We start from the raw sequence: 18,943 nt of genomic DNA, 5'->3' as shown, positions 1-18,943 counted from the left end.
GGCTTTATCCCCCTTCTGGGCATAGCCATAGTTTTGTGGATAGTTTTAAGCCGTGGCCAGCAACAGACGACAGGCCGGACCGGACAACGTGCCGGCACACCCCAAACCACATAACGACACACCCCATAATCCGGAATTAGGGTCACCCCTAAGTCGCGTCAGATGGTGGCTGATCCTGACGTGGTTCCTGCTGTTGATCTTCATCGGCACCCTGTTCCTCACCTACCAGCTCGTCACCTTGGGTGCCAAGGGCGCGGAGATCGCCAACATCCTGGCGCTCCCCATCGGGATCTTCACCGGCTTCGGCGGCTTGATGGTCGGCCTCTTCGGCCTGTTCCGGCATCACGTGCCACCGGCGGACTTGTCCGCCCCACCTGTCATGCGCAGACGACGCCCCCGCCTGTGGGCGTCGATCGTCACCGTGGCTCTGGCGATCGGCTTGGCCACGACTTACTGGTTCGGCATCCACAAACCCGACATCACTCTCGGAGCCGTCGCCGTGGAGAACGGAGGCGAGATGAGAGGCGGCACCCAGGCGAGCATCGCGATCCCCATGTCACCCACGACACGTGACTATCTGGCGCTCACGGTGGACATCAGAAACACGTCCCCCACCGGAGCATGCGTCGACCCCGCGCGCATGGACTTCCTCCCCATCCTCGACGGACAGGCGAAACGCCCTCTCGCGATCGAGAACGTCGCCTCCGGCCAGGAAGTCCGGCTACGGCTCGGGGACACGACACGCGAGGCGGTGATCTCGCTGGTCCTCCACCAGCCCGACCCCGCCTGCGTCGTCAGCCTCACCGTGTCGGAAGCCGTGCTCTACAACTAGGGATGTTGAGGGATATAACTGTGCCAGCCAAAGTCCGCCGCCACGTCAGCCTCCTCGCCGCGGCCCTGCTCCTCCTCTCCGCGTGCACGACGCCGTCCACCCCCGCCTCACCGCCCGGCAAGAAGGCCGCGACCGCCGCGTTCACGAAAGGAAACCGGGTCACCATCGGCGTGCTGACCGACCAGCCCGGCATGGGGTATCTGGAGGTCGGGGGCAACAAACGCGACGGTTTCGATCTCGGCCTCGCCAACTGGCTCGCCGCGGAACTCGGGTTCGAGACCCGTTTCGTGGATCTGACGATCGGGGAACGCATGTCGGCCCTCACCGAGGAGCCGCATTTGACCCAGGCGGTCCTCGCCAGCTTCTCCATCACCGACGACCGCAGGGAAAGCATCGACTTCGCCGGCCCCTACCTGGTGAACAAGAAGGGGGTGATGACCCTCGCGGACAACAAGGAGATCAAAAGCATCGCGGACCTGGAGGGCAAGACGATCTGCACAATGGGCGGCTCGACCTCCCTGCAGGAACTGGACCTGCGAAACCTCCACGTCTCCGTGGAGGACGGCATCACCCAGTGCATCGACAACCTGAAGAAAAAATCCGTCGACGCCGTCTCGGCCGACCAGCTGATCCTCTACGGAAGCGCGGCCCAGGACAAGAAGGTGCAGGTCGTCGACGACCTTTCCTTCGGCCATTTCGAGTATTACGGCATCGGCCTGCCGAACAACAGCTTCACCGACTGCCAAACCCTCACCGGCAAAATCAGAGACTTCATTCGCAGCGGCTCCTGGGAAACCTTCTTCCGGCAGAACTTCCCCGGCATCCCCTCCAACGCCTTCAAACCCAAGCCAGAATCCCTCTTCACCTGCGAAAACCCCTCCTCCGACGCAGACAACCCCCCGAAGGGCCCCTGACCCAACCGAACCGGAAGCCCCCGCCTCGAGGGGCCGGGACGACCGCGACCAGAAGAAGGACACCCACCACCCACTGCGCCCCCGGCAACAGACAACCTCACCGCTGATAAACCGGCACCGCGTCCCCCGACGCGGTCTCCGCACCGACAGACACATCGCGGACGGGAATATCACCGCCCACCGGACCCCGAATCGCCGCGAAGCCGCCGAAAGCCGTGCGCTCGGCGGCACCCGAATCCCTCTTCACCAGCGAAAACCCATCCTCCACCGCAAACAACCCCCCGACCCCGGCTCACCGCTGATAAACCGGCACCGCGTCCCCCGACTCAGTCTCCGCACCGACAGGCACATCGCGGACGGGAGTATCACCGCCCACCGGACCCTGGATCGCGGCGAAGCCGCCGGGAGCCGTGCGTTCGGGGGCGCCGGGTGGGGAGAGGCGGAGGCGGGTGACGCTGCCGGCCGCGGCGGCGAGGTAGTGCCAGCGGCCGGAGGGGCCTTTCCACCACGTGCCGGCGGCGATGTCGCGTCTTAGGTGACTGCAATCCCAGGTGTCGCGGCGGCGGCCGGTCGGGAGGGGACTGGTGTGCCCTTGGGAGGTCACGAGCAGCACCGCGCGGGTGATGCTGTGCCCGTTGACACCGGCGAAGCGGGCGCAGAGCCACCTGCCGTGGGCCCCCTCGGGGAGCCTGCCGGCCCAGAACTCCCACGCGGTGGCCGACCGCACCTCGCCGCCGGGGCGGGTGAAGGCGCACCCGAGGTGGGTCCAGGCGGCGGTGCCCGCCGGGATCTCGCCGACGTCGCGGGCGACGCCGTCGCCGCCCGCCGACACGGCCTGCGCGTAGGCGAGGCGAGCGAGCGTCAGGCGGCCCATGTCCATCACGGTGTACGGCAGGCCCGCGCCGACCTCCGGAGCGCGAAGGCGCAGGACGGGCCCTCGCCAGCAGCGCCGCCGGCGCTCGGCGGGGATGGGGGCGGTCACCCCGGCCCTCACGGCGACGGGCCGCCACCGGGCGGGGGCGGTGTCGAGCGGCGCGGCGGAGACCTCGGCGACCCAGGGCGGCAGGAGGTAGTGCGCTCCCGAGCGCGAGGTGAGGAGCTTGAGCGGGGTCGCCCCGTCGCCCTCGCCCCGGGGTTCGGGGAACACCTGCAGGGTGGGGCCGGAGGCCTCCTCGGCGTATCGGGCGACCCGCCCGGGGTCGCGCAACAGCACGACGCGCACCCCGTGGAGCAGCCCGGCGTAAAGCAACTGGGGGTCGGCCGCGGGAGGGCGGGCCGACACCCGGTGGAACACCCGCGCCGGCACACGCTCAGGTGCGAGCCAGGCGGCGAGCGCCCGCCCGATCAGGGCGTTGTCGTCGGTCAGCCCGCCTCGCGGCTCCCACGCGGTCAGGTCGAGGTCGGTGGTCGTGCGCCAGGCGCCACTCGGCGCACGCGCGATCACGGGCCCGGAGACGGCGGGCCCGCCGCCCCCGTCGCCGTGCGCCGCGCCGCGCTCACCGGACAGCCCCCACCAGAGCGGCACCGTCGCCGCCGCGGCGAGCGACGCGAGCACGACCCCCGCGATCAGCAGCCGGGGGGCACGGCAGGAGGAGACGCGCCCGTAGACGCGGGCGATCGTGGGATCGGTGGACGGCCGGTGGGCGACGGCGCAGTCGGGCCCGAAGTCCGTCTCCAGAGCGGCGACGGCGGCGAGCGCCGCCCCCGGATCACCGACCCCGGCGGAGGCGAGCACCCCTCGCACGGCGGACGGCGAGAGCCCTTCCAGCCTGAGCAGCCCGTAAGCCGCGCGGGCCGACGCGGGCAGCCTGTCGAGCGCCTCGGTGAAGGCGACGTCGGTGCCCCGAGTCACCGCCGGAACGACATCGACAGAGGTGGACCAGGCCGGCGTCGGCAACACCCGCCGGCTCAGCGCACGGCGCAGCACCTCACGCCTGAGCCGAGGATAGACATCGGCCCCGGCCCAAGGCCGCCTGCCGACGACCCGCGCCACCAGCCGATGCGCGAAGACAAGCCGCCGCTCCCCCTGCCCCCCGCCGCCGACCGGCAACGCGAGATAGGCCAGCCACACAAGGTCGCGATAGGGCCGGGCCAACGCCCGGTCATGTCGAATGGATCGCCCCACGGAACGCCCCTTCACATCAACCACGATCGGTAACCGAGTGCCCGCATAGCGTGAGGCCACATCGTACGGTTCCCCACGTCAACGCCGCGCTGGATGCCAGAAAGACGTCCGACTGGTCCGGGAATAGCCGCCCACCCCACCTGGTTGAGCATCCCAGCAGACAGGCATTCCGTTCCCTGACGACCTGGCGGCCGGGCGCACCGCGCCCGGCCCGACTGTCGGCTGGGAGTGGTTCGACGGCTGGGCGCCGGGGCCGTTTTCCCAGGTGATTCGGGACGGGGGGTGACCTTGTATGACCGTTCAGTGGTCATTTGTTCGGCATAGAACCATTCAGTGTCACCCGTCAGCGGGAGCGGGTACCTTGCATGGGCGGCAATTCAGGCCAAGGGAATTCGGCGACATTCGGGGGTATTTGCGTGCTCTTGCTTCATGGCGGCTGGACGGCCGGGAAACTAGTCATCTGGGCTGAGGACACCGCCCGCACAGCCCCCGCCGCACCGCCGCTCGATTCATCCCCCCAGCCCCACCCCTTCGCCGCCGACCCGCTCACCCTCCGCACGACGCTCGACGATCTCCTCCGGACCGAGCGAGCGGAGCGACCCGCCACCGCCGAGCCCACCACTGCCGAGACGCCGGCCGCCGAGCTGCCCGTGGTGCTGCCGGGCTCCGCCCGGGGTGGCCCGCTTCCTTCTCCCGAGTCGGGGCTGCCCGCCCCGCCGCACGGGCGGCGGCTCGCCGCCTATACGGTCCCCGCTGTCCTGATGGCCCCTGACCAGGCACTCGACCTGCTCGCCCTGGTCTGGGGGGCGGGTGAGGAAAGCGAAGCGCCCCCGTTCAAGCCGGCCGCCTCGCTCCGCTATCTCGCGGTGGTGGCCGACGCGGCGCGGAGTCTGGCCCGCCGCGGCCGGGTGCTGCCTCAACTCGTGGCAGAGGGAACCGGCCACGCCGCCCGCTGGGTGCCGGTGCTGACCGGAGCGGACGCCACCGCGTTCGCCGAACTGGCCGCCGCCATGCCCCCGGTGTGCCGAGCCGCGAACACGAACGGCGAAGCCACCGGCAAAGAGCACGAAGAGCAGCAGACGACCACGGACGCCGGTCACAGGACACAGCCGGCCATCGACGCGAGCGACACCCTGCGCGAGGTTCTCGGCGGGCTGGTCGACGCGGCGGTGCGGCGGAGGTTGCCTGAGCGGCTGCTCGTGGGGCAGCGGCCCGGACTCAAGGCGCCGCTCCCCGACAGGTGGTTGCTGGCGCTCACCGGGGACGACGCGGAGCTCCCGCAGGCCAAGCCCAAGGACGCGGAGCGGCTCGACGGTGCGCTGCGCAAGTGGCTGGAGGCGGCCCACGAACTGGACGGCCCCTGGCGGGTGCACTTCCACCTGGTCGAGCCGGTCGACGACGACGTGTGGCGGGTGGAGTTCGCGCTTCAGTCGGCGGAGGACTCCGAGCTGCTGATGCCGGCGGAGCGGATCTGGGCGGGTGAGCGGGAGGCGTGGTCGCCCGAGCGCCCGGAGGCGGAGCTCGAGGCCGGGCTGCGCCGTGCCGTACGCCTCTGGCCCGATCTGCATACGGCCCTCCGCGCGCCGCGGCCGACGAGCCTGATGGTGGAGACCGCGTGGGCGTTTCGTTTCCTGCGGAACGCGGCGCCGCTGCTGCGGGCGGCGGGTTATGGGGTGCGGCTGCCCGCCTGGGCCGGACGGCAGGGGCTCGGCCTGCGGCTGCGTGCCGCCGGGGGTGCCGAGGGCTCGTTCGGGTTGGACACGCGGCTCGATTTCCGGATGGACCTCGCGATCGGCGATCACACGATCACCGAGGAGGAGCTCGACGAGCTGGCCAGGCTCAAGATCCCGCTGGCCCGGGTGCGCGGCCAGTGGGTCGAGCTGGACGACAGGCAGCTCAAGGCCGCCCTGCGGGTGGTCGAGCGCGGCCGGGACGGCTCGACCACGGTGGGCGAGCTGATCCGGCAGGTCGTGGAGGGCGGCGAGGTCGATCTGCCCCTCGTCGGGGTGGACGCCGAGGGACCGCTCGGGGCGTTGTTGTCGGGTCAGGCGGATCGCCGTCTGACGCCTGTGCCGACGCCCGCCGACTTCCAGGGCTCGCTCCGGCCTTATCAGGAGCGTGGTCTGTCGTGGTTGAGCTTCCTGTCGGGGCTCGGGCTCGGCGGCATTCTCGCCGACGACATGGGACTCGGGAAGACCGCGCAGACATTGGCGCTGATGCTCGACGAGCGAGTGCCGCGCGACGGCGGCGCCCCGCCGGGACCGACGCTGCTCATCTGCCCGATGTCGCTGGTGGGCAACTGGCACAGGGAGGCCGGGCGGTTCGCGCCTTCGTTGCGCGTCTACATTCACCACGGGGGCGGGCGCACGCGCGGGGCGGAGTTCGACGCCGCGGCGGGCGAGGCCGATCTGGTGGTCACGACGTACGGCACAGCACTGCGTGACCTCGACATGCTGGCCGGAGTGGTGTGGGGCCGGGTGGTGTGCGACGAGGCTCAGGCCATCAAGAACAGCGCGGCCAGGCAGGCTCGCGCCGTACGCGCGATTCCGGCGCGGTCGCGGCTCGCGTTGACGGGCACGCCGGTGGAGAACCACCTGGCGGAGCTGTGGTCGATCATGGAGTTCTGCAATCCGGGGCTTCTCGGGTCGGCGCAGCGGTTCCGGGAGCGCTACCAGGTGCCGATCGAGGTGCGGGGGGACGACGAGGCGGCGCGGGCGTTGCGCCAGGCCACCGGACCGTTCGTGTTGCGACGCCTCAAGACGGATAAGTCGATCATCTCCGACCTGCCGGAGAAGCTGGAGATGAAGGTCTGGTGCACGCTCACGCCTGAGCAGGCGGAGCTGTACAAGGCCGTCGCCGACGAGATGATGGGCCGGATCGAGGGCAGCCGGGGCATCGAACGGCGGGGCAACATCATGGCCGCCATGACCAGGCTCAAGCAGATCTGCAATCACCCCGCCCACATGCTGAAGGACGGCTCGCGCCTGACGGGCCGGTCGGGCAAGCTCGCCCGGCTGGAGGAGCTGGCGGAGGAGATCATGGAGGAGGGGGAGAAGGTGCTGGTCTTCACGCAATATGCGGAGTTCGGCACGATGCTCCAACCCTACTTGGCCATGCGTCTCGACCGTCCGGTGCTGTGGCTTCACGGGGGGCTGAGCAAACGCAGGCGGGACGAGCTGATCGAGCGGTTCCAGAACGACCCCGAGCCCATGGTCTTCCTGCTCTCCTTGAAGGCCGCCGGCACCGGGCTCAACCTGACCGCGGCGAGCCATGTGATCCACGTGGACCGCTGGTGGAACCCCGCCGTCGAAGATCAGGCGACCGACCGCGCCTTCCGTATCGGGCAGACGAAGAATGTGCAGGTCAGGAAGTTCATCTGTGTCGGCACGCTGGAGGAGAGGATCGACGAGATGGTGGAGCGGAAGAAGGCGCTGGCCGACAGGGTGGTCGGCACGGGCGAGGAGTGGATCACCGACCTGTCCACCGAGCAGCTGCGCGAGCTGTTCCGCCTCGACCCCGAGGCGGTGAGCGGATGAGCCCGGACCCGGGAGTGAACGACTTGCCCGCCGACGCTGTCACGACCAACCCCATGCCCGCCGAGGACACCGTGCCCACTGAGGATCAAGTGCCGGCCGCTGAGCCGTTCGACGACTTCTACGCCCCCGCGGTGTCGTTGAACCGGCTCAGGGCCCGGGTGGGTGTGCCTGCCGCCGCACCGCCCGACCTGCTGCTGCGCGCTCTTGAGCCCCCCGAGGTCAAGGTGCGCCACATCCCGCTGCTCGACATCCTGAGGTCGGCCTATCGCGGTCTGGAAAGTGAGGAGCGCTGACGCCAGTGGTGGGCCCGCCCGCTCGCCGGGCGGGCCCAGCGATCCCTTCACGCGATCAGGTCGTCGAACTCTCCGCCCTTGGCTCCCTGAATAAACGCCGACATCTCCGCCGGTGTGTAGACCAGTGCTGGTCCGCCGGGGTCGCGCGAGTTGCGGACAGCTATGTCACCGCCGGCCAGGCGAGCCAACTCAACGCAGTTGCCACTGGGATTGCTGTACGTGCTTTTCCGCCAGCGCACGTCTAGGCGCGTGGCGGGTATGCCGTTGTAGATCTCCATGATGATCCGCCCCGAAATCTCTCATATCCGGCTGATGCATTGCTTTGGTGCTTGCATCCGCAAGATAGGGGATCCGAGCCAGCCATATGATAGAAAAACCAGCATTGGACCGCGTTTCAGGGCAACAATTCGTCGCGGAGCCCCTCCAGGATGCTCCGGCTCTCTTCCGGAGGTTGCGCCTCCAGACAGAGCTGCTCCATCACGTGCATGTAGTGCTCGGCCTCTTCGCGTTTGTCGATGTAGAGCGCACTGGTGAGCTGCTCCAGATAGACGACGTCCGGCAACTCGGGCTCGGCGAACCGCAGAATGCTGAACGGCCCTCCGGCGGCGGCGTGGCCGCCACTGCTGAGCGGCATGATCTGCATGATCACATGGGAGGCGTCGACCATCTCGATGAGGTGCTCGATCTGCGCGCGCAGCACCTCGCGCCCGCCGAGGGGACGCCGCAGGGCCGCCTCGTCGAGCACCGCCCAGAGTTTCGGCGCGCCGGGCCGCCGCATGCGGGCCTGCCGGGCGGCGCGCAGCGCGATGCGCCGCTCGATCTCGATGGGCGGCGCGGTTCCGTGGCCCAGCATGATCACGGCCTTGGCGTAGTCGCGGGTCTGGAGCAGGCCGGGCACGAACTGGATCTCGTAGGTGCGGATCACGTGGGCCGCCTCTTCCAGCCCGACATAGACCTCGAACCAGTTGGGCAGCACGTCCCCGTATTTGTGCCACCAGCCCTGCGCCTTGGCCTGACCCACCAAAGACAGAAGCGCATGGCGCTCGTGCGGGTCGGTCACGCCGTAGAGCGTCAGCAAATCGGCGACGTCACGCTCTTTGAAACTGACGCGGCCAAGCTCAAGGCGGCTGATTTTCGCATGTGAACCGCGGATCGCCTCACCTGCGGCTTCGCGGCTGATTCCACTCTCGATGCGGAGACGACGCAACTGCGCGCCCAGCAAAATGCGTAAGACAGTGGGGCCACCGCCAGAAGGAAACCCCACCACGCGGCCGCCACGCGAGGGATCGTCCGCATGTGAAGTGATCATCGGTGCCTCCGGAGGACCAGTGAATCAGTACTCAGCTTTTCACGTTCGACCGCGTTGTGCAGTCCTCGTAGCGGAATGCACGTGCATCTGTTCTTGCATCTGTACGCAACAAACCGAAAGAATGGCTGTCGCACGACTTGCCCGGACCGCGTGATCCACATGTTGCCCGTGGGGACCTTCATGACCGCAAACCTGGCACGCCGGCAAGCCGCTACGGGGACGGCGCCTGACTGGCTGCTCAAGGCGATCGGTGACACCGATCCGGCCGTAGCTTCGGCCGAACTCGATACCGGCCATACCTCCGCCAAGGACGCCAGAGATTTCACGTCCGAGGTCCTGCACGACTGGGGACTTCTGGATATGTGCTTCGAGGTGCGCCTTGTCGTCTCCGAGCTGGTGACCAACGCCCTGAGACACGCGGGCGGCGCGCACCGGCTCTATGTGCTTCGCCGTACGACCGATGTGCTCTGCGCCGTGCTTGACGCCGCCGCGGCCCCGCCGGCCGCCAAGGAGACCACCGACGAGTTCACCGAGAGCGGGCGTGGCCTGCACCTGGTGACGGCGCTCAGTTCGCAGTGGAACTGGGCGCTCACACCGTTCGGCGGCAAGCTCGTGTGGGCGGTCTTTCCCGTTGAGTCGCCCCCCTTTCCGGAGACTCCCACCTCCACGCTCATCCACCTGGGCGCGGAGACGGCCGGGGAGGAGGACATCGAGATGGGAGCGGAACCGTCCGCCGTGCGGGAGACGACCCAGACCTAGATCAGCGAGCGCAGCACCTCCTTGCCTCGCATCACCTTGATCACGGGGGTCACCGCCCCCACCAGGAGGAGCAGCAGCACGGGGGCCACGACAATGCCGATGATGAATCCCACCATGACGTCGTGCGGATAGTGCACCCCGACGAAGACCCGCGAGAACGCCATCCCGACCGCGAGCGGGATCACCACGAACCTGGTCACCCGCCAGACGATCGCCAGCACCCCCGCCGAGGCCGCCGCGATGGTCGCGTGGTTGCTCGGGAACGAATAGTCCCCCGGCGAGGGACAGTCGGCGATCATCGTCACCGTCCGGCCCCAGCAGGGCCGATCCTGCTGTATGAGGGTCTTGGCGATCTCACTGACGAGATAGGCGCCCGTGACCGCGACCGGCCCGACTAGGGCGAGGGCCATGCGGCGGGGCTCGCCTCCCCGCGCGAGCCACCAGTTGACCAGGAAGAGCACCACGAACAGCACGATGCCGGCGTCTGTGCCGAACAGGGCAAGGGCCTGCAGCCAGCCGGGGAATCCCTCGGCGAAGGCGACAATCGCGCCGTACAGGTCCGTGCTGATCTCCGGCACACTCAAGTTGATCATGTCCATTCGGCGTACGGCTCGTTAACGTCGGACCAACACGATAGAGACCCCGGGCGGACGGTCGCACATCAAACTCAGCCGCCCCACAGCTCGGCGTCAAGAAAGCGTCAGGATTCGCCCCGAGCGTGTTGAGATCCGGTCAGGATCGGAGCGCCCCTCGCGCTGATCGCCCGATAGTTGGAGATGCCGAGGTCAGGAGGAGACATGGCGGCACTCAGCATCGACGAGGACAGGCCCCCCGACGCCGGTGAGCACTGGGGCAGCGGCATGGAGCAGTTCCACCACCCGCGGCCCGTGCGCGACCGCAGGACCCTCGTCCCCACCCCGCAGCGGGCCGACCTGCTGTCCGGCCTCACCGGCACCGTGCTGGAGATCGGCTCGGGCGACGGGGTCAAGGCGCTCTGCTACCCGCCCGGGGTCGGCGAGATCATCCTGGTCGAGCCGGACCCCTATGTCCTGGACATCGCCCGCCACACCTGCGAGACGGATTGCGCGAGGGCCCGCGTAGTCGGCGGCGACCTCCCCGCCCTGCCCGTCGCCGACGGCGCCTGCGACGCCGTGGTGTGCTCCCTCGTGCTGTGCCGGGCGTCGAGCCTGCCGGAGGCCCTGGCGGAGATCGTCCGTGTGCTGCGCCCGGGTGGGCTGCTCCGCTTCTATGAGCACGTCGTGTCGGCCAACGCGGTGACCGCCCTCGCCACCTCCCTGGTGACGCCCCTTTGGCGGCGGGCCGGCGGCGGTTGCCGCCCCGACCGCGACGCGGTGGGCGAGATCCGGCGGGCCGGATTCGACCTGGAGCGCCTGGAGCGGTTCTCCTTCGACCGGGTGAGCCACGTGCTCGGCAGCGCGCGTTCCCCTCTTCTGTGACTCCCTCAGTCCTCCGGTGAGCCGATGCGAAAACGCATCCGGCACACCACGACGCGCGTCCGGCGCAGCGTGGCGGCGAGCACGGCCCCCCGCTGGTTCTTCAGCAGCCTCTGCAAAAAGTGCTCGGGCTCGGTCTCCGCGATCAGCACGAAGACATGGAGCTCCCTCAGCCCCTCCAGGAAGGTGATGATCGGCTCCGCGATCCGATAGTGCGGGTCGTAGATCTGCACGAGTTCCACCTCCGGATCCCATTCCTCCCACCGCCGCACGAACGCGTGGGCCTCCCCCTCGTCCTCGGGGTGGGCGACGTTCACCGCCACGACCCGGTCGCCGAGAGAGAGCGCGGAGGCCAGGGCGTCGCAGGTCAAGCGGTCGACGGTGTGCACGGGCACCACCACCACCGAACGGCGGGGCCGGGGCGGCGGGGGCAGCTCCTCCGGCTTCAGCCGCTCGTTGAAGCGGGCATACGACCGGTTGACGCACTCCATCGCGAACACCATGAACGGCAGCGCGACGACGATCAGCCAGCCGCCCTCGCCGACCTTGGTGACCGTGATCACGATGGCCGCCACCATGGTGAGGAATCCGCCGAAACCGTTGAGCGCCGCCTTCGCCCGCCACCCGCGCGGACGCTCCCGCCACCAGTGCCGCACCATGCCGAACTGCGACAACGTGAACCCGATGAACACCCCGATCGCGAACAGCGGCACGAGGTGGTTCATCTCCCCCTCGACGGCGATCAGCAGCAGCGCCGCGGTGATGGCCAGGAAGGCTATGCCGTATCTATGCACTTGGCGCTCGGCGCGCATCGCGAACAGGTGCGGCAGATTGTTGTCCTTGGCCAGCAGGTGCGCGAGCACCGGCAACCCGCCGAAGGAGGTGTTGGCGGCCAGCGCCAGCAGCACGACGGTGGAGAACTGCACGAGATAGTACAGCGGGCCGTCGCCCAGCGACGCCTCGGTGACCTGGGACAACACGGTGACGCCCGGCACCGGGCCGACGGAGAACTTCCCGATCAGCACCGCCACGCCGATCAGCATGACCCCGAGCAGCGCGCCGAGCGCGATCTCCGCGCGCTGGGCGTGCTTCACCCTCGGATCCTTGAAGGACGGCACCGAGTTGGCGATGGCCTCCACCCCGGTGAGGGCGACGCACCCGTTGGCGAACGCGCGCAGCAGCAGGAAGAGGCCGACCGTCTCGACCGCCTCCGCGTGCGCCGGCGGATGCGGCACGGCGGGCGAACTCCTGATCAGCCCCACGACGATCACCAGCATGATCGCCCCGATATAGACGACGGTGGGCCCGATGAACGTCCGCGCGCTGTGCGCGATGCCCCGGTAGTTGACCGCCGTGATCAAGCCCAGCACCACCAGGCACAACACCGTGCGGTACGGCAGAAGCCCGGGAAACGCCGACGCCAGCGCGGCCACGCCCGCGGCCACCGACACGGCCACGTTCAGCACATAGTCGATGATCAGGCTGGACCCCGCGACCAGGCTCGCGGTCCGCCCGAGGTGGGTCTTGGCCACGCCGTACGCCCCGCCGCCGGTGGGGAAGGCGGCGATGACCTGCCGGTAGGACCAGGTGAGCACGGTCAGCAGGAGCACGATGGCGAGCGAGATGGGAAGGGTGAATCGCAGCGCCGACACGCCCGCGAGGGCCAGGACCAAGACGATGGCCTCGGGCCCGTAGGCGATCGAGGCCATCGCGTCGAGCGAGAGCGCGGCCAGCCCGCCGACGACGCCGAGCCGGTCGCGCTCGCTCCGCTTGCGGCGGCCCGCACCGTGGGGCGTGGTGGACCTGGGCACCCGGTCATTCCATCGGACCGGCGCCCGTCACCTCCGCTTCCCCGCACCTGCGGCGGGTCGTACACCTAGGCCGACAAACCCCGGCACTTCCCGCAAAGTGCCCGGGTTCGCGGCGATCCCCGCGCGCTGCCCGGCGGCGGGAGGGGACGACGATGAGGGGGATGAAGAGGTGGTCATCCGGCTCATTCCGGCTGATCGGGGCCAGGTAGGTCCGCTTCCCGCCGCGTCTGCGGCGGGACGGTGAGAGCAGCGGGTGCGTGGCCGAGGGGCTCGGTGGGGGACTGAGCGGCTGCGGTCGGCACGGCGGGGATGTGGATCGGCAGAGTGAGGATCATGGTGAGGCCGCCACCCGGGGTGTCGTCGGGGGTCAGCGTGCCGCCCATGGCCTCGGCGAGGCCGCGCGACAGGGCGAGCCCGAGTCCCACCCCCGTGTGGTTGTCCCGGTCGCCGAGCCGCTGGAAGGGCAGGAAGACCCGGTCGTGTTCCTCGCGTGGGATGCCGCTTCCGCGGTCGATGACGCGGATCTCGACCCGCTCGCGGTAACCGCTCGCGGTGACCAGCACCTTGCCGTCCGCCGGGCTGTAGCGCACGGCGTTGGAGACGAGGTTGACCAGGATGCGTTCCAGCAGCGCCGGGTCGGCCACGACCTGCGGGATCTCCGGGGAGATGCCCGCGCGCACCCGTTCGCCCAGCGGGCCGAGGTCGTCGATGGCGCGCGGCACGACGTCCTCCAGCGCGACCGGCTGGGTGTCCAGCCCGAGCACCCCCGCCTGGAGCCGGCTCATGTCGAGCAGGTTGGAGACCAGGCGGGCGAGCTTGACGAGCGACTCGTCCGCCGTGGCGAGGAGTTCCTCCTCGTCCTCGGCCGACCAGGTGACGTCGGTGGCGCGCAGGCTCTCGATGGCGGCCTTGGCGGAGGCCAGCGGGGTGCGCAGATCGTGGCTGACCGCGGCCAGCAGCGCCGTGCGCATCTTGTCCGCCTCGGCCAGCGGGCGGGCGCGTTCGGCCTGTTCTGCGAGGCGCTGCTGGCGCAGCGCGACCGCCGCCTCGGCGGCGAACGCCTCCAGCACCCGCCGGTCCGCCGCGTCGAGCAGGCGGCCCCGCAGCGCGAGGATCAGCTCCTCGTCGATGACCATCTCGGTGTCGGCCGCCCCCGGGCATGTGCAGGGGGTGCCGCCCGAGGTGGCGACGATGCGCCAGGCGCCGGGGTCGGACTGGTCGCTCGGGCTCGGCACGGTGCCTGGCAGCCGTTCGAGCAGCGTCACCGAGCTGAGCACGAAGGTCTCGCGCAGGCGGCCGAGCAGCGAGTTGAGCGCGTGCTCACCGCGCAGCACGTGCCCGGCGAGCGTCGACAGCACCTCGGCGTCGGCGCTCGCCCGCGCCGCCTCGCGGGTGCGTCTGGCCGCGAGGTCCACGACGGCGCTGACCATGACGGCGATCAGCACGTAGACGATGAGCGCGAGCAGGTTCTGCGGATCGGAGACGGTGAACTGGTCGAGCGGCGGGGTGAAGTAGTAGTTGAGCAGCAGGAAGCCGAAGACCGCGGCGGTCACCGCCGGCCACATGCCGCCCACCAAGGACACGATGACGACGACCAGCAGGAACAGCAGGATCTCGACGGGCAGTCCTGCGTCCTCGCGGAACCGGTAGAGCGCCGCCGTGAGCGCGGGCTGCGCCAGCGCGGCGAGGGCCCACCCCGCCTGGAGCCTGGTCCGGGTGAGCACGGCGCGTGAGCGGGAGCGGCTGCGGCGGCTCACCTGCTCGTGGGTGATCATGTGGACGTCGATCGACCCGGACAGCGCCGTCGTCGTCACCCCCACCCCGCGTGAGAGCAACTGCGCGAACCGCCCGCGCCGGGAGGCCCCGAGCACGAGCTGCGTGGCGTTCACCCCGCGGGCGAAGTCGAGCAGCCCGCGCGGCACGTCGTGGGCGACCACCTGGTGGTAGGACCCGCCGAGGCTCTCCACAAGCGAGCGCTGCCGCTTCAGGTTGGCCGGATCGACCCGGGTCAGCCCGTCGGAGGAGGTGACGTGGACGGCGAGCAGGTCGGCGCCCTTGGTGCGGGCGGCGATGCGGGCGGCACGCCGGATCAGCGTGTCGCCCTCGGGCCCGCCGGTGAGCGCCACCACCACTCGTTCACGCGCCTCCCACGTGCCCGCGATCCCGTGTTCCGCACGGTAGCGGTCGAGTTGCTCATCGACTTTTCCCGCGACCCACAGCAGCGCCAGCTCCCTCAGGGCGGTCAGGTTGCCCTCGCGAAAGTAGTTCGACAGGGCGGCGTCGATCTTCTCCGGCGGGTAGACGTTGCCGTGGGCCATGCGGCGGCGCAGCGCGTCCGGCGCCATGTCGACGAGCTGCACCTGGTCGGCCCGGCGCACCACCTCGTCCGGCACGGTCTCCCGCTGCGGCACACCGGTGATCTGCTGGACGACGTCGTTGACGGAGTCCAGGTGTTGCACGTTGACGGTCGCGATGACGTCGATGCCGGCTTCGAGCAGCTCCTCGATGTCCTGCCAGCGCTTCTCGTTGCGCGCCCCCGGCACGTTGGTGTGCGCGAGCTCGTCCACCAGCGCGACCTTCGGACGCCGGGCGACGATGGCGTCGACGTCCATCTCGGTGAAGGTGGCGCCCCGGTGCACCAGCGTCTGCCGGGGCACCACCTCCAGCCCTTCGAGCAGCTCCGCCGTACGCAGACGCCCGTGCGTCTCGACCAGGCCGACGACCACGTCGGTGCCCCGGTCGAGACGCCGGCGTCCCTCGCCGAGCATCGCGTATGTCTTGCCGACCCCGGGAGCCGCCCCGAGGTAGACCCGCAGCCTTCCCCGCTGGTTCATGGTGGTGTCATGCCCGTCGGGATATCGGCCCTCGTGTGCCGGGCGGTGCGGGTGACTGTCCTGCGCATGAAAATCAGCCCTTGTCCAGGGCGAGGTTGAGTTCGAGCACGTTGACCGCCGGTTCGCCCATGAAGCCGAGGGCGCGGCCGGCGGTGTGGCCGGCGATGAGGCCGCGGACGCGGTCCACGGGCAGGCCGCGCTCGCGGGCGACGCGGGGGGCCTGGAGTTCGGCGTAGGCCACCGAGATGTTCGGGTCGAGGCCGCTGCCGCTGGCGGTGACGGCGTCGGCGGGCACGACAGCCTTCGCGTCGCCGCGCACGGGCACGGTGCGGCCCGCGGCGTAGTCCTCGCCGGGCTTCCCGCATTCGACGCGCAGCCCCTGATAGGTGGAGACGAACGGCACCGCCGGGCAGGCCTGGTTGACACTCACGGCGCGGTCGGCGAAGACCTTGAGGACCGCCCCGACTCCGTCCGCCGTGCAATAGGGCCTGGCCCCGCTGACGCCCTCCAGCTCGCCGACGGCCTTGCTGCGGGCGCAGACCTGGGTGAGCAGGGACTGCCTGCCCGCGTCGGGGTTGCCCTCGTCGTCCTTGGCACCCGGCACAGGCAGGGTGTCGACGACGTCCTCGGGGCCGAGGTTGCCGGCGCCGGTCGAGGTCGGGTCGTAGCCGTCGCCGGCGGCCGACGGCCTGCTCTGGAAGTATTTCGCGATCGGCTTGCCGTCGGCGTCTGAGAAGGACTGGCCGATCAGCGCGCTGCCGACGGGCTTGCCGGCGACTTCGATCATCGAGCCGTTGGCCTTGCCGTTGAACACCGCCTGGGCGACGCCGGTAACGAGCAGCGGATAGACGACCCCGGTCACCACGGTGAGCACGAGCAACGTGCGGAGCGCGGCGAGGTGCTGGCGGACCCAGCTTGGCAGACGTTCCATTACGACATCCCCGGAAGGAACTGGATGAGCAGGTCGATGATCTTGATGCCGATGAAGGGGGCGATGATGCCGCCGAGGCCGTAGATGTAGAGGTTGCGGCTCAGCAGCTTCTCGGCGCTTTCGGGCCGGTAGCGCACGCCCCGCAGCGCCAGCGGGATCAGCGCCACGATGATCAGCGCGTTGAAGACGACGGCCGACAGGATCGCCGACTGCGGGCTGGCCAGGCGCATGACGTTGAGCGTGTCGAGGCCGGGGTAGACCGCGGCGAACATCGCCGGGATGATCGCGAAGTACTTCGCGATGTCGTTGGCGATGGAAAAGGTCGTCAGGGCGCCCCTCGTGATGAGGAGCTGCTTGCCGATCTCGACGATCTCGATGAGCTTGGTGGGGTTGGAGTCGAGGTCGACCATGTTGCCGGCCTCCTTGGCGGCCGACGTGCCGGTGTTCATGGCCACACCCACGTCGGCCTGCGCGAGCGCGGGCGCGTCGTTGGTGCCGTCACCGGTCATGGCGACCAGCCTGCCGCCCTCCTGCTCCTTCTTGATGAGGGCGAGCTTGTCCTCGGGTGTCGCCTCGGCCAGGAAGTCGTCGACCCCCGCCTCCTCGGCGATGGCCCGCGCGGTCAGCGGGTTGTCACCCGTGATCATCACGGTTCTGATGCCCATGCGGCGCATCTCGTCGAACCGCTCACGCATGCCCTGCTTGACGACGTCCTTGAGGTGGATGACGCCGAGCACGTGGGCTTTGCCGCCGGCGACCTCGCCGACCACCAGCGGGGTGCCGCCGGCCGCCGAGATGCCGTCCACGATGTGGCCGACCTCCTCGGTGGGGTGGCCGCCGGCCTCCCTGACCCACTTCATCACGGCGGCGGCGGCGCCCTTGCGGATCTTCCGCCCGTCCACGTCGACGCCGCTCATGCGGGTCTGCGCGGTGAACGGCACCCATTCGGCGTGCGCGAGCTCACCCGGCTGCCGTTCGCGCAAGCCGTACGCCTGCTTGGCGTAGACCACGATCGAGCGGCCCTCGGGGGTCTCGTCGGCGAGGCTTGCGAGCTGGGCGGCGGCGGCGAGATCGTCCGGCGACACTCCGGGCACGGGGTGGAACTCCGAGGCCTGGCGGTTGCCGAGGGTGATCGTGCCGGTCTTGTCGAGCAGGAGGGTGCTGACGTCGCCCGCCGCCTCGACGGCGCGCCCGCTCATGGCGAGCACATTGCGCTGGACCAGGCGGTCCATGCCGGCGATGCCGATGGCCGACAGCAGGGCGCCGATCGTGGTGGGGATCAGGCAGACCAGCAGGGAGATCAGCACGATGCCGGTGACGCCGTTCGCGGTCAGCGCCAGGGAGTCGGCGACGCCGGGGTTCTGTGCCTTGGAGTAGATCGCCAGCGGCTGCATGGTGACGGTCGCGACCAGGAAGATGATCGTGAGCGCGGCCAGCAGGATGTTCAGTGCGATCTCGTTGGGGGTCTTCTGCCGGTTCGCCCCCTCGACCAGGGCGATCATGCGGTCGATGAAGCTCTCGCCGGGCTTCTGGGTGATCTTCACGATGATGCGGTCGGAGAGCACCTTGGTGCCGCCGGTGACCGCCGACCGGTCGCCGCCGGACTCGCGGATGACCGGGGCGGACTCGCCGGTGATGGCCGACTCGTCGACGCTGGCGATGCCCTCGACGACGTCGCCGTCCCCGGGGATGATCTCCCCGGCCGCAACGACGACGAACTCGCCCTGTTTCAGCTCGGTCGCCCCGACCGTGTCCCAGGTCGGCTCGGGCCGGCCGGAGCTCCAGTCCTTGAGCCTGCGCGCGTTGGTGTCGCGTTTGGCCGCCCGCAGGGTCGCCGCCTGGGCCTTGCCCCGGCCTTCGGCCACGGCCTCGGCCAGGTTGGCGAAGACGACGGTCAGCCACAACCAGGCGACGATCGCCCAGGCGAAGAACGAGGGCTCGGCGATCGCCACGACCGTCGTGAAGACCGCGCCGATCTCCACGATGAACATGACCGGGTTGCGCCAGAGCGTGGCGGGGTTCAGCTTGCGGAACGCGGCGGGGAACGACTTGACCAGTTGCTTGGGGTCGAGGAGCCCCCCGCCCACCTTGCCGGGCGGGGCCGGGCTCGGAGCACCGGGGGTGGGGATCACTTGCGTGGCCATG

14 protein-coding genes are annotated in these 18,943 nt (G+C 69.8%); 6 read left to right on the top strand and 8 right to left on the bottom strand.

The window, feature by feature from the left end; translation table 11 throughout:
* Nucleotides 1-193: 193 nt before the first annotated feature.
* Nucleotides 194-832 carry a hypothetical protein gene (locus tag Ssi02_RS07105; protein WP_204022402.1) on the top strand — a complete coding sequence of 213 codons (639 nt, stop codon included), beginning with the start codon at nt 194-196 and terminating at the stop codon, nt 830-832.
* Between the two features lie 20 nt (nt 833-852).
* Nucleotides 853-1,746: a transporter substrate-binding domain-containing protein gene (locus Ssi02_RS07100; protein WP_204022399.1), complete on the top strand. Its 894-nt coding sequence runs from the start codon at nt 853-855 to the stop codon at nt 1,744-1,746.
* Nucleotides 1,747-2,038: 292 nt separating this feature from the next.
* On the opposite strand, the gene Ssi02_RS07095 is transcribed toward Ssi02_RS07100, so the two are convergent.
* Nucleotides 2,039-3,871, bottom strand: coding sequence for a hypothetical protein (locus Ssi02_RS07095; RefSeq protein ID WP_204022396.1), 1,833 nt, complete (start codon nt 3,869-3,871; stop codon nt 2,039-2,041).
* 416 nt (nt 3,872-4,287) lie between these two features.
* Between Ssi02_RS07095 and Ssi02_RS07090 the strand changes: the two genes are divergently transcribed.
* Nucleotides 4,288-7,407, top strand: a complete 3,120-nt coding sequence (locus Ssi02_RS07090; protein ID WP_204022393.1) for a DEAD/DEAH box helicase — start codon at nt 4,288-4,290, stop codon at nt 7,405-7,407.
* A gap of 14 nt (nt 7,408-7,421) precedes the next feature.
* Nucleotides 7,422-7,700 carry a hypothetical protein gene (locus Ssi02_RS07085; protein WP_204022391.1) on the top strand — a complete coding sequence of 93 codons (279 nt, stop codon included), beginning with the start codon at nt 7,422-7,424 and terminating at the stop codon, nt 7,698-7,700.
* 47 nt (nt 7,701-7,747) lie between these two features.
* On the opposite strand, the gene Ssi02_RS07080 is transcribed toward Ssi02_RS07085, so the two are convergent.
* Both Ssi02_RS07080 and Ssi02_RS07075 read right to left on the bottom strand, forming a co-directional pair.
* Complete coding sequence (locus Ssi02_RS07080) at nt 7,748-7,978, bottom strand: DUF397 domain-containing protein (protein ID WP_373870092.1); 231 nt, start codon at nt 7,976-7,978, stop codon at nt 7,748-7,750.
* Between the two features lie 116 nt (nt 7,979-8,094).
* Nucleotides 8,095-9,009, bottom strand: a complete 915-nt coding sequence (locus Ssi02_RS07075) for a Sco1979 family transcriptional regulator (protein ID WP_204022388.1) — start codon at nt 9,007-9,009, stop codon at nt 8,095-8,097.
* Nucleotides 9,010-9,189: 180 nt separating this feature from the next.
* On the opposite strand from Ssi02_RS07075, the gene Ssi02_RS07070 reads away from it, so the two are divergent.
* Entirely contained in the window at nt 9,190-9,768 is a 579-nt protein-coding gene (locus Ssi02_RS07070; RefSeq protein ID WP_204022385.1) for an ATP-binding protein, read from the top strand.
* On the opposite strand, the gene Ssi02_RS07065 is transcribed toward Ssi02_RS07070, so the two are convergent.
* Nucleotides 9,765-10,367, bottom strand: coding sequence for a phosphatase PAP2 family protein (locus tag Ssi02_RS07065; RefSeq protein ID WP_239128661.1), 603 nt, complete (start codon nt 10,365-10,367; stop codon nt 9,765-9,767). The two genes, Ssi02_RS07070 and Ssi02_RS07065, sit on opposite strands and share 4 nt — an antisense overlap.
* Before the next feature lie 198 nt (nt 10,368-10,565).
* Between Ssi02_RS07065 and Ssi02_RS07060 the strand changes: the two genes are divergently transcribed.
* Nucleotides 10,566-11,225, top strand: coding sequence for a class I SAM-dependent methyltransferase (locus Ssi02_RS07060; RefSeq protein WP_204022381.1), 660 nt, complete (start codon nt 10,566-10,568; stop codon nt 11,223-11,225).
* A gap of 5 nt (nt 11,226-11,230) precedes the next feature.
* Here the strand turns inward: Ssi02_RS07060 and Ssi02_RS07055 are convergent, their stop codons facing one another.
* The 4 genes from Ssi02_RS07055 to kdpB all read right to left on the bottom strand — a co-directional run bounded on the left by Ssi02_RS07055 (nt 11,231) and on the right by kdpB (nt 18,942).
* Nucleotides 11,231-13,033 carry an APC family permease gene (locus Ssi02_RS07055; RefSeq protein ID WP_204022378.1) on the bottom strand — a complete coding sequence of 601 codons (1,803 nt, stop codon included), beginning with the start codon at nt 13,031-13,033 and terminating at the stop codon, nt 11,231-11,233.
* 182 nt (nt 13,034-13,215) lie between these two features.
* Nucleotides 13,216-15,867 carry a sensor histidine kinase gene (locus Ssi02_RS07050; RefSeq protein WP_204022374.1) on the bottom strand — a complete coding sequence of 884 codons (2,652 nt, stop codon included), beginning with the start codon at nt 15,865-15,867 and terminating at the stop codon, nt 13,216-13,218.
* Between the two features lie 73 nt (nt 15,868-15,940).
* Entirely contained in the window at nt 15,941-16,798 is an 858-nt protein-coding gene (locus Ssi02_RS07045; protein ID WP_204022371.1) for a potassium-transporting ATPase subunit C, read from the bottom strand.
* Nucleotides 16,798-18,942: a potassium-transporting ATPase subunit KdpB gene (kdpB, locus tag Ssi02_RS07040; RefSeq protein ID WP_204022368.1), complete on the bottom strand. Its 2,145-nt coding sequence runs from the start codon at nt 18,940-18,942 to the stop codon at nt 16,798-16,800. Before kdpB ends, Ssi02_RS07045 begins: the two co-directional genes overlap by 1 nt.
* Nucleotide 18,943 lies beyond the last annotated feature (1 nt).

Origin of the sequence: Sinosporangium siamense, from assembly GCF_016863435.1 — a bacterium.
GTDB lineage: Bacteria > Actinomycetota > Actinomycetes > Streptosporangiales > Streptosporangiaceae > Sinosporangium > Sinosporangium siamense.
The sequence above is the reverse complement of the archived record's forward strand: the minus strand, read 5'-3'. Positions and strand labels throughout refer to the sequence as shown.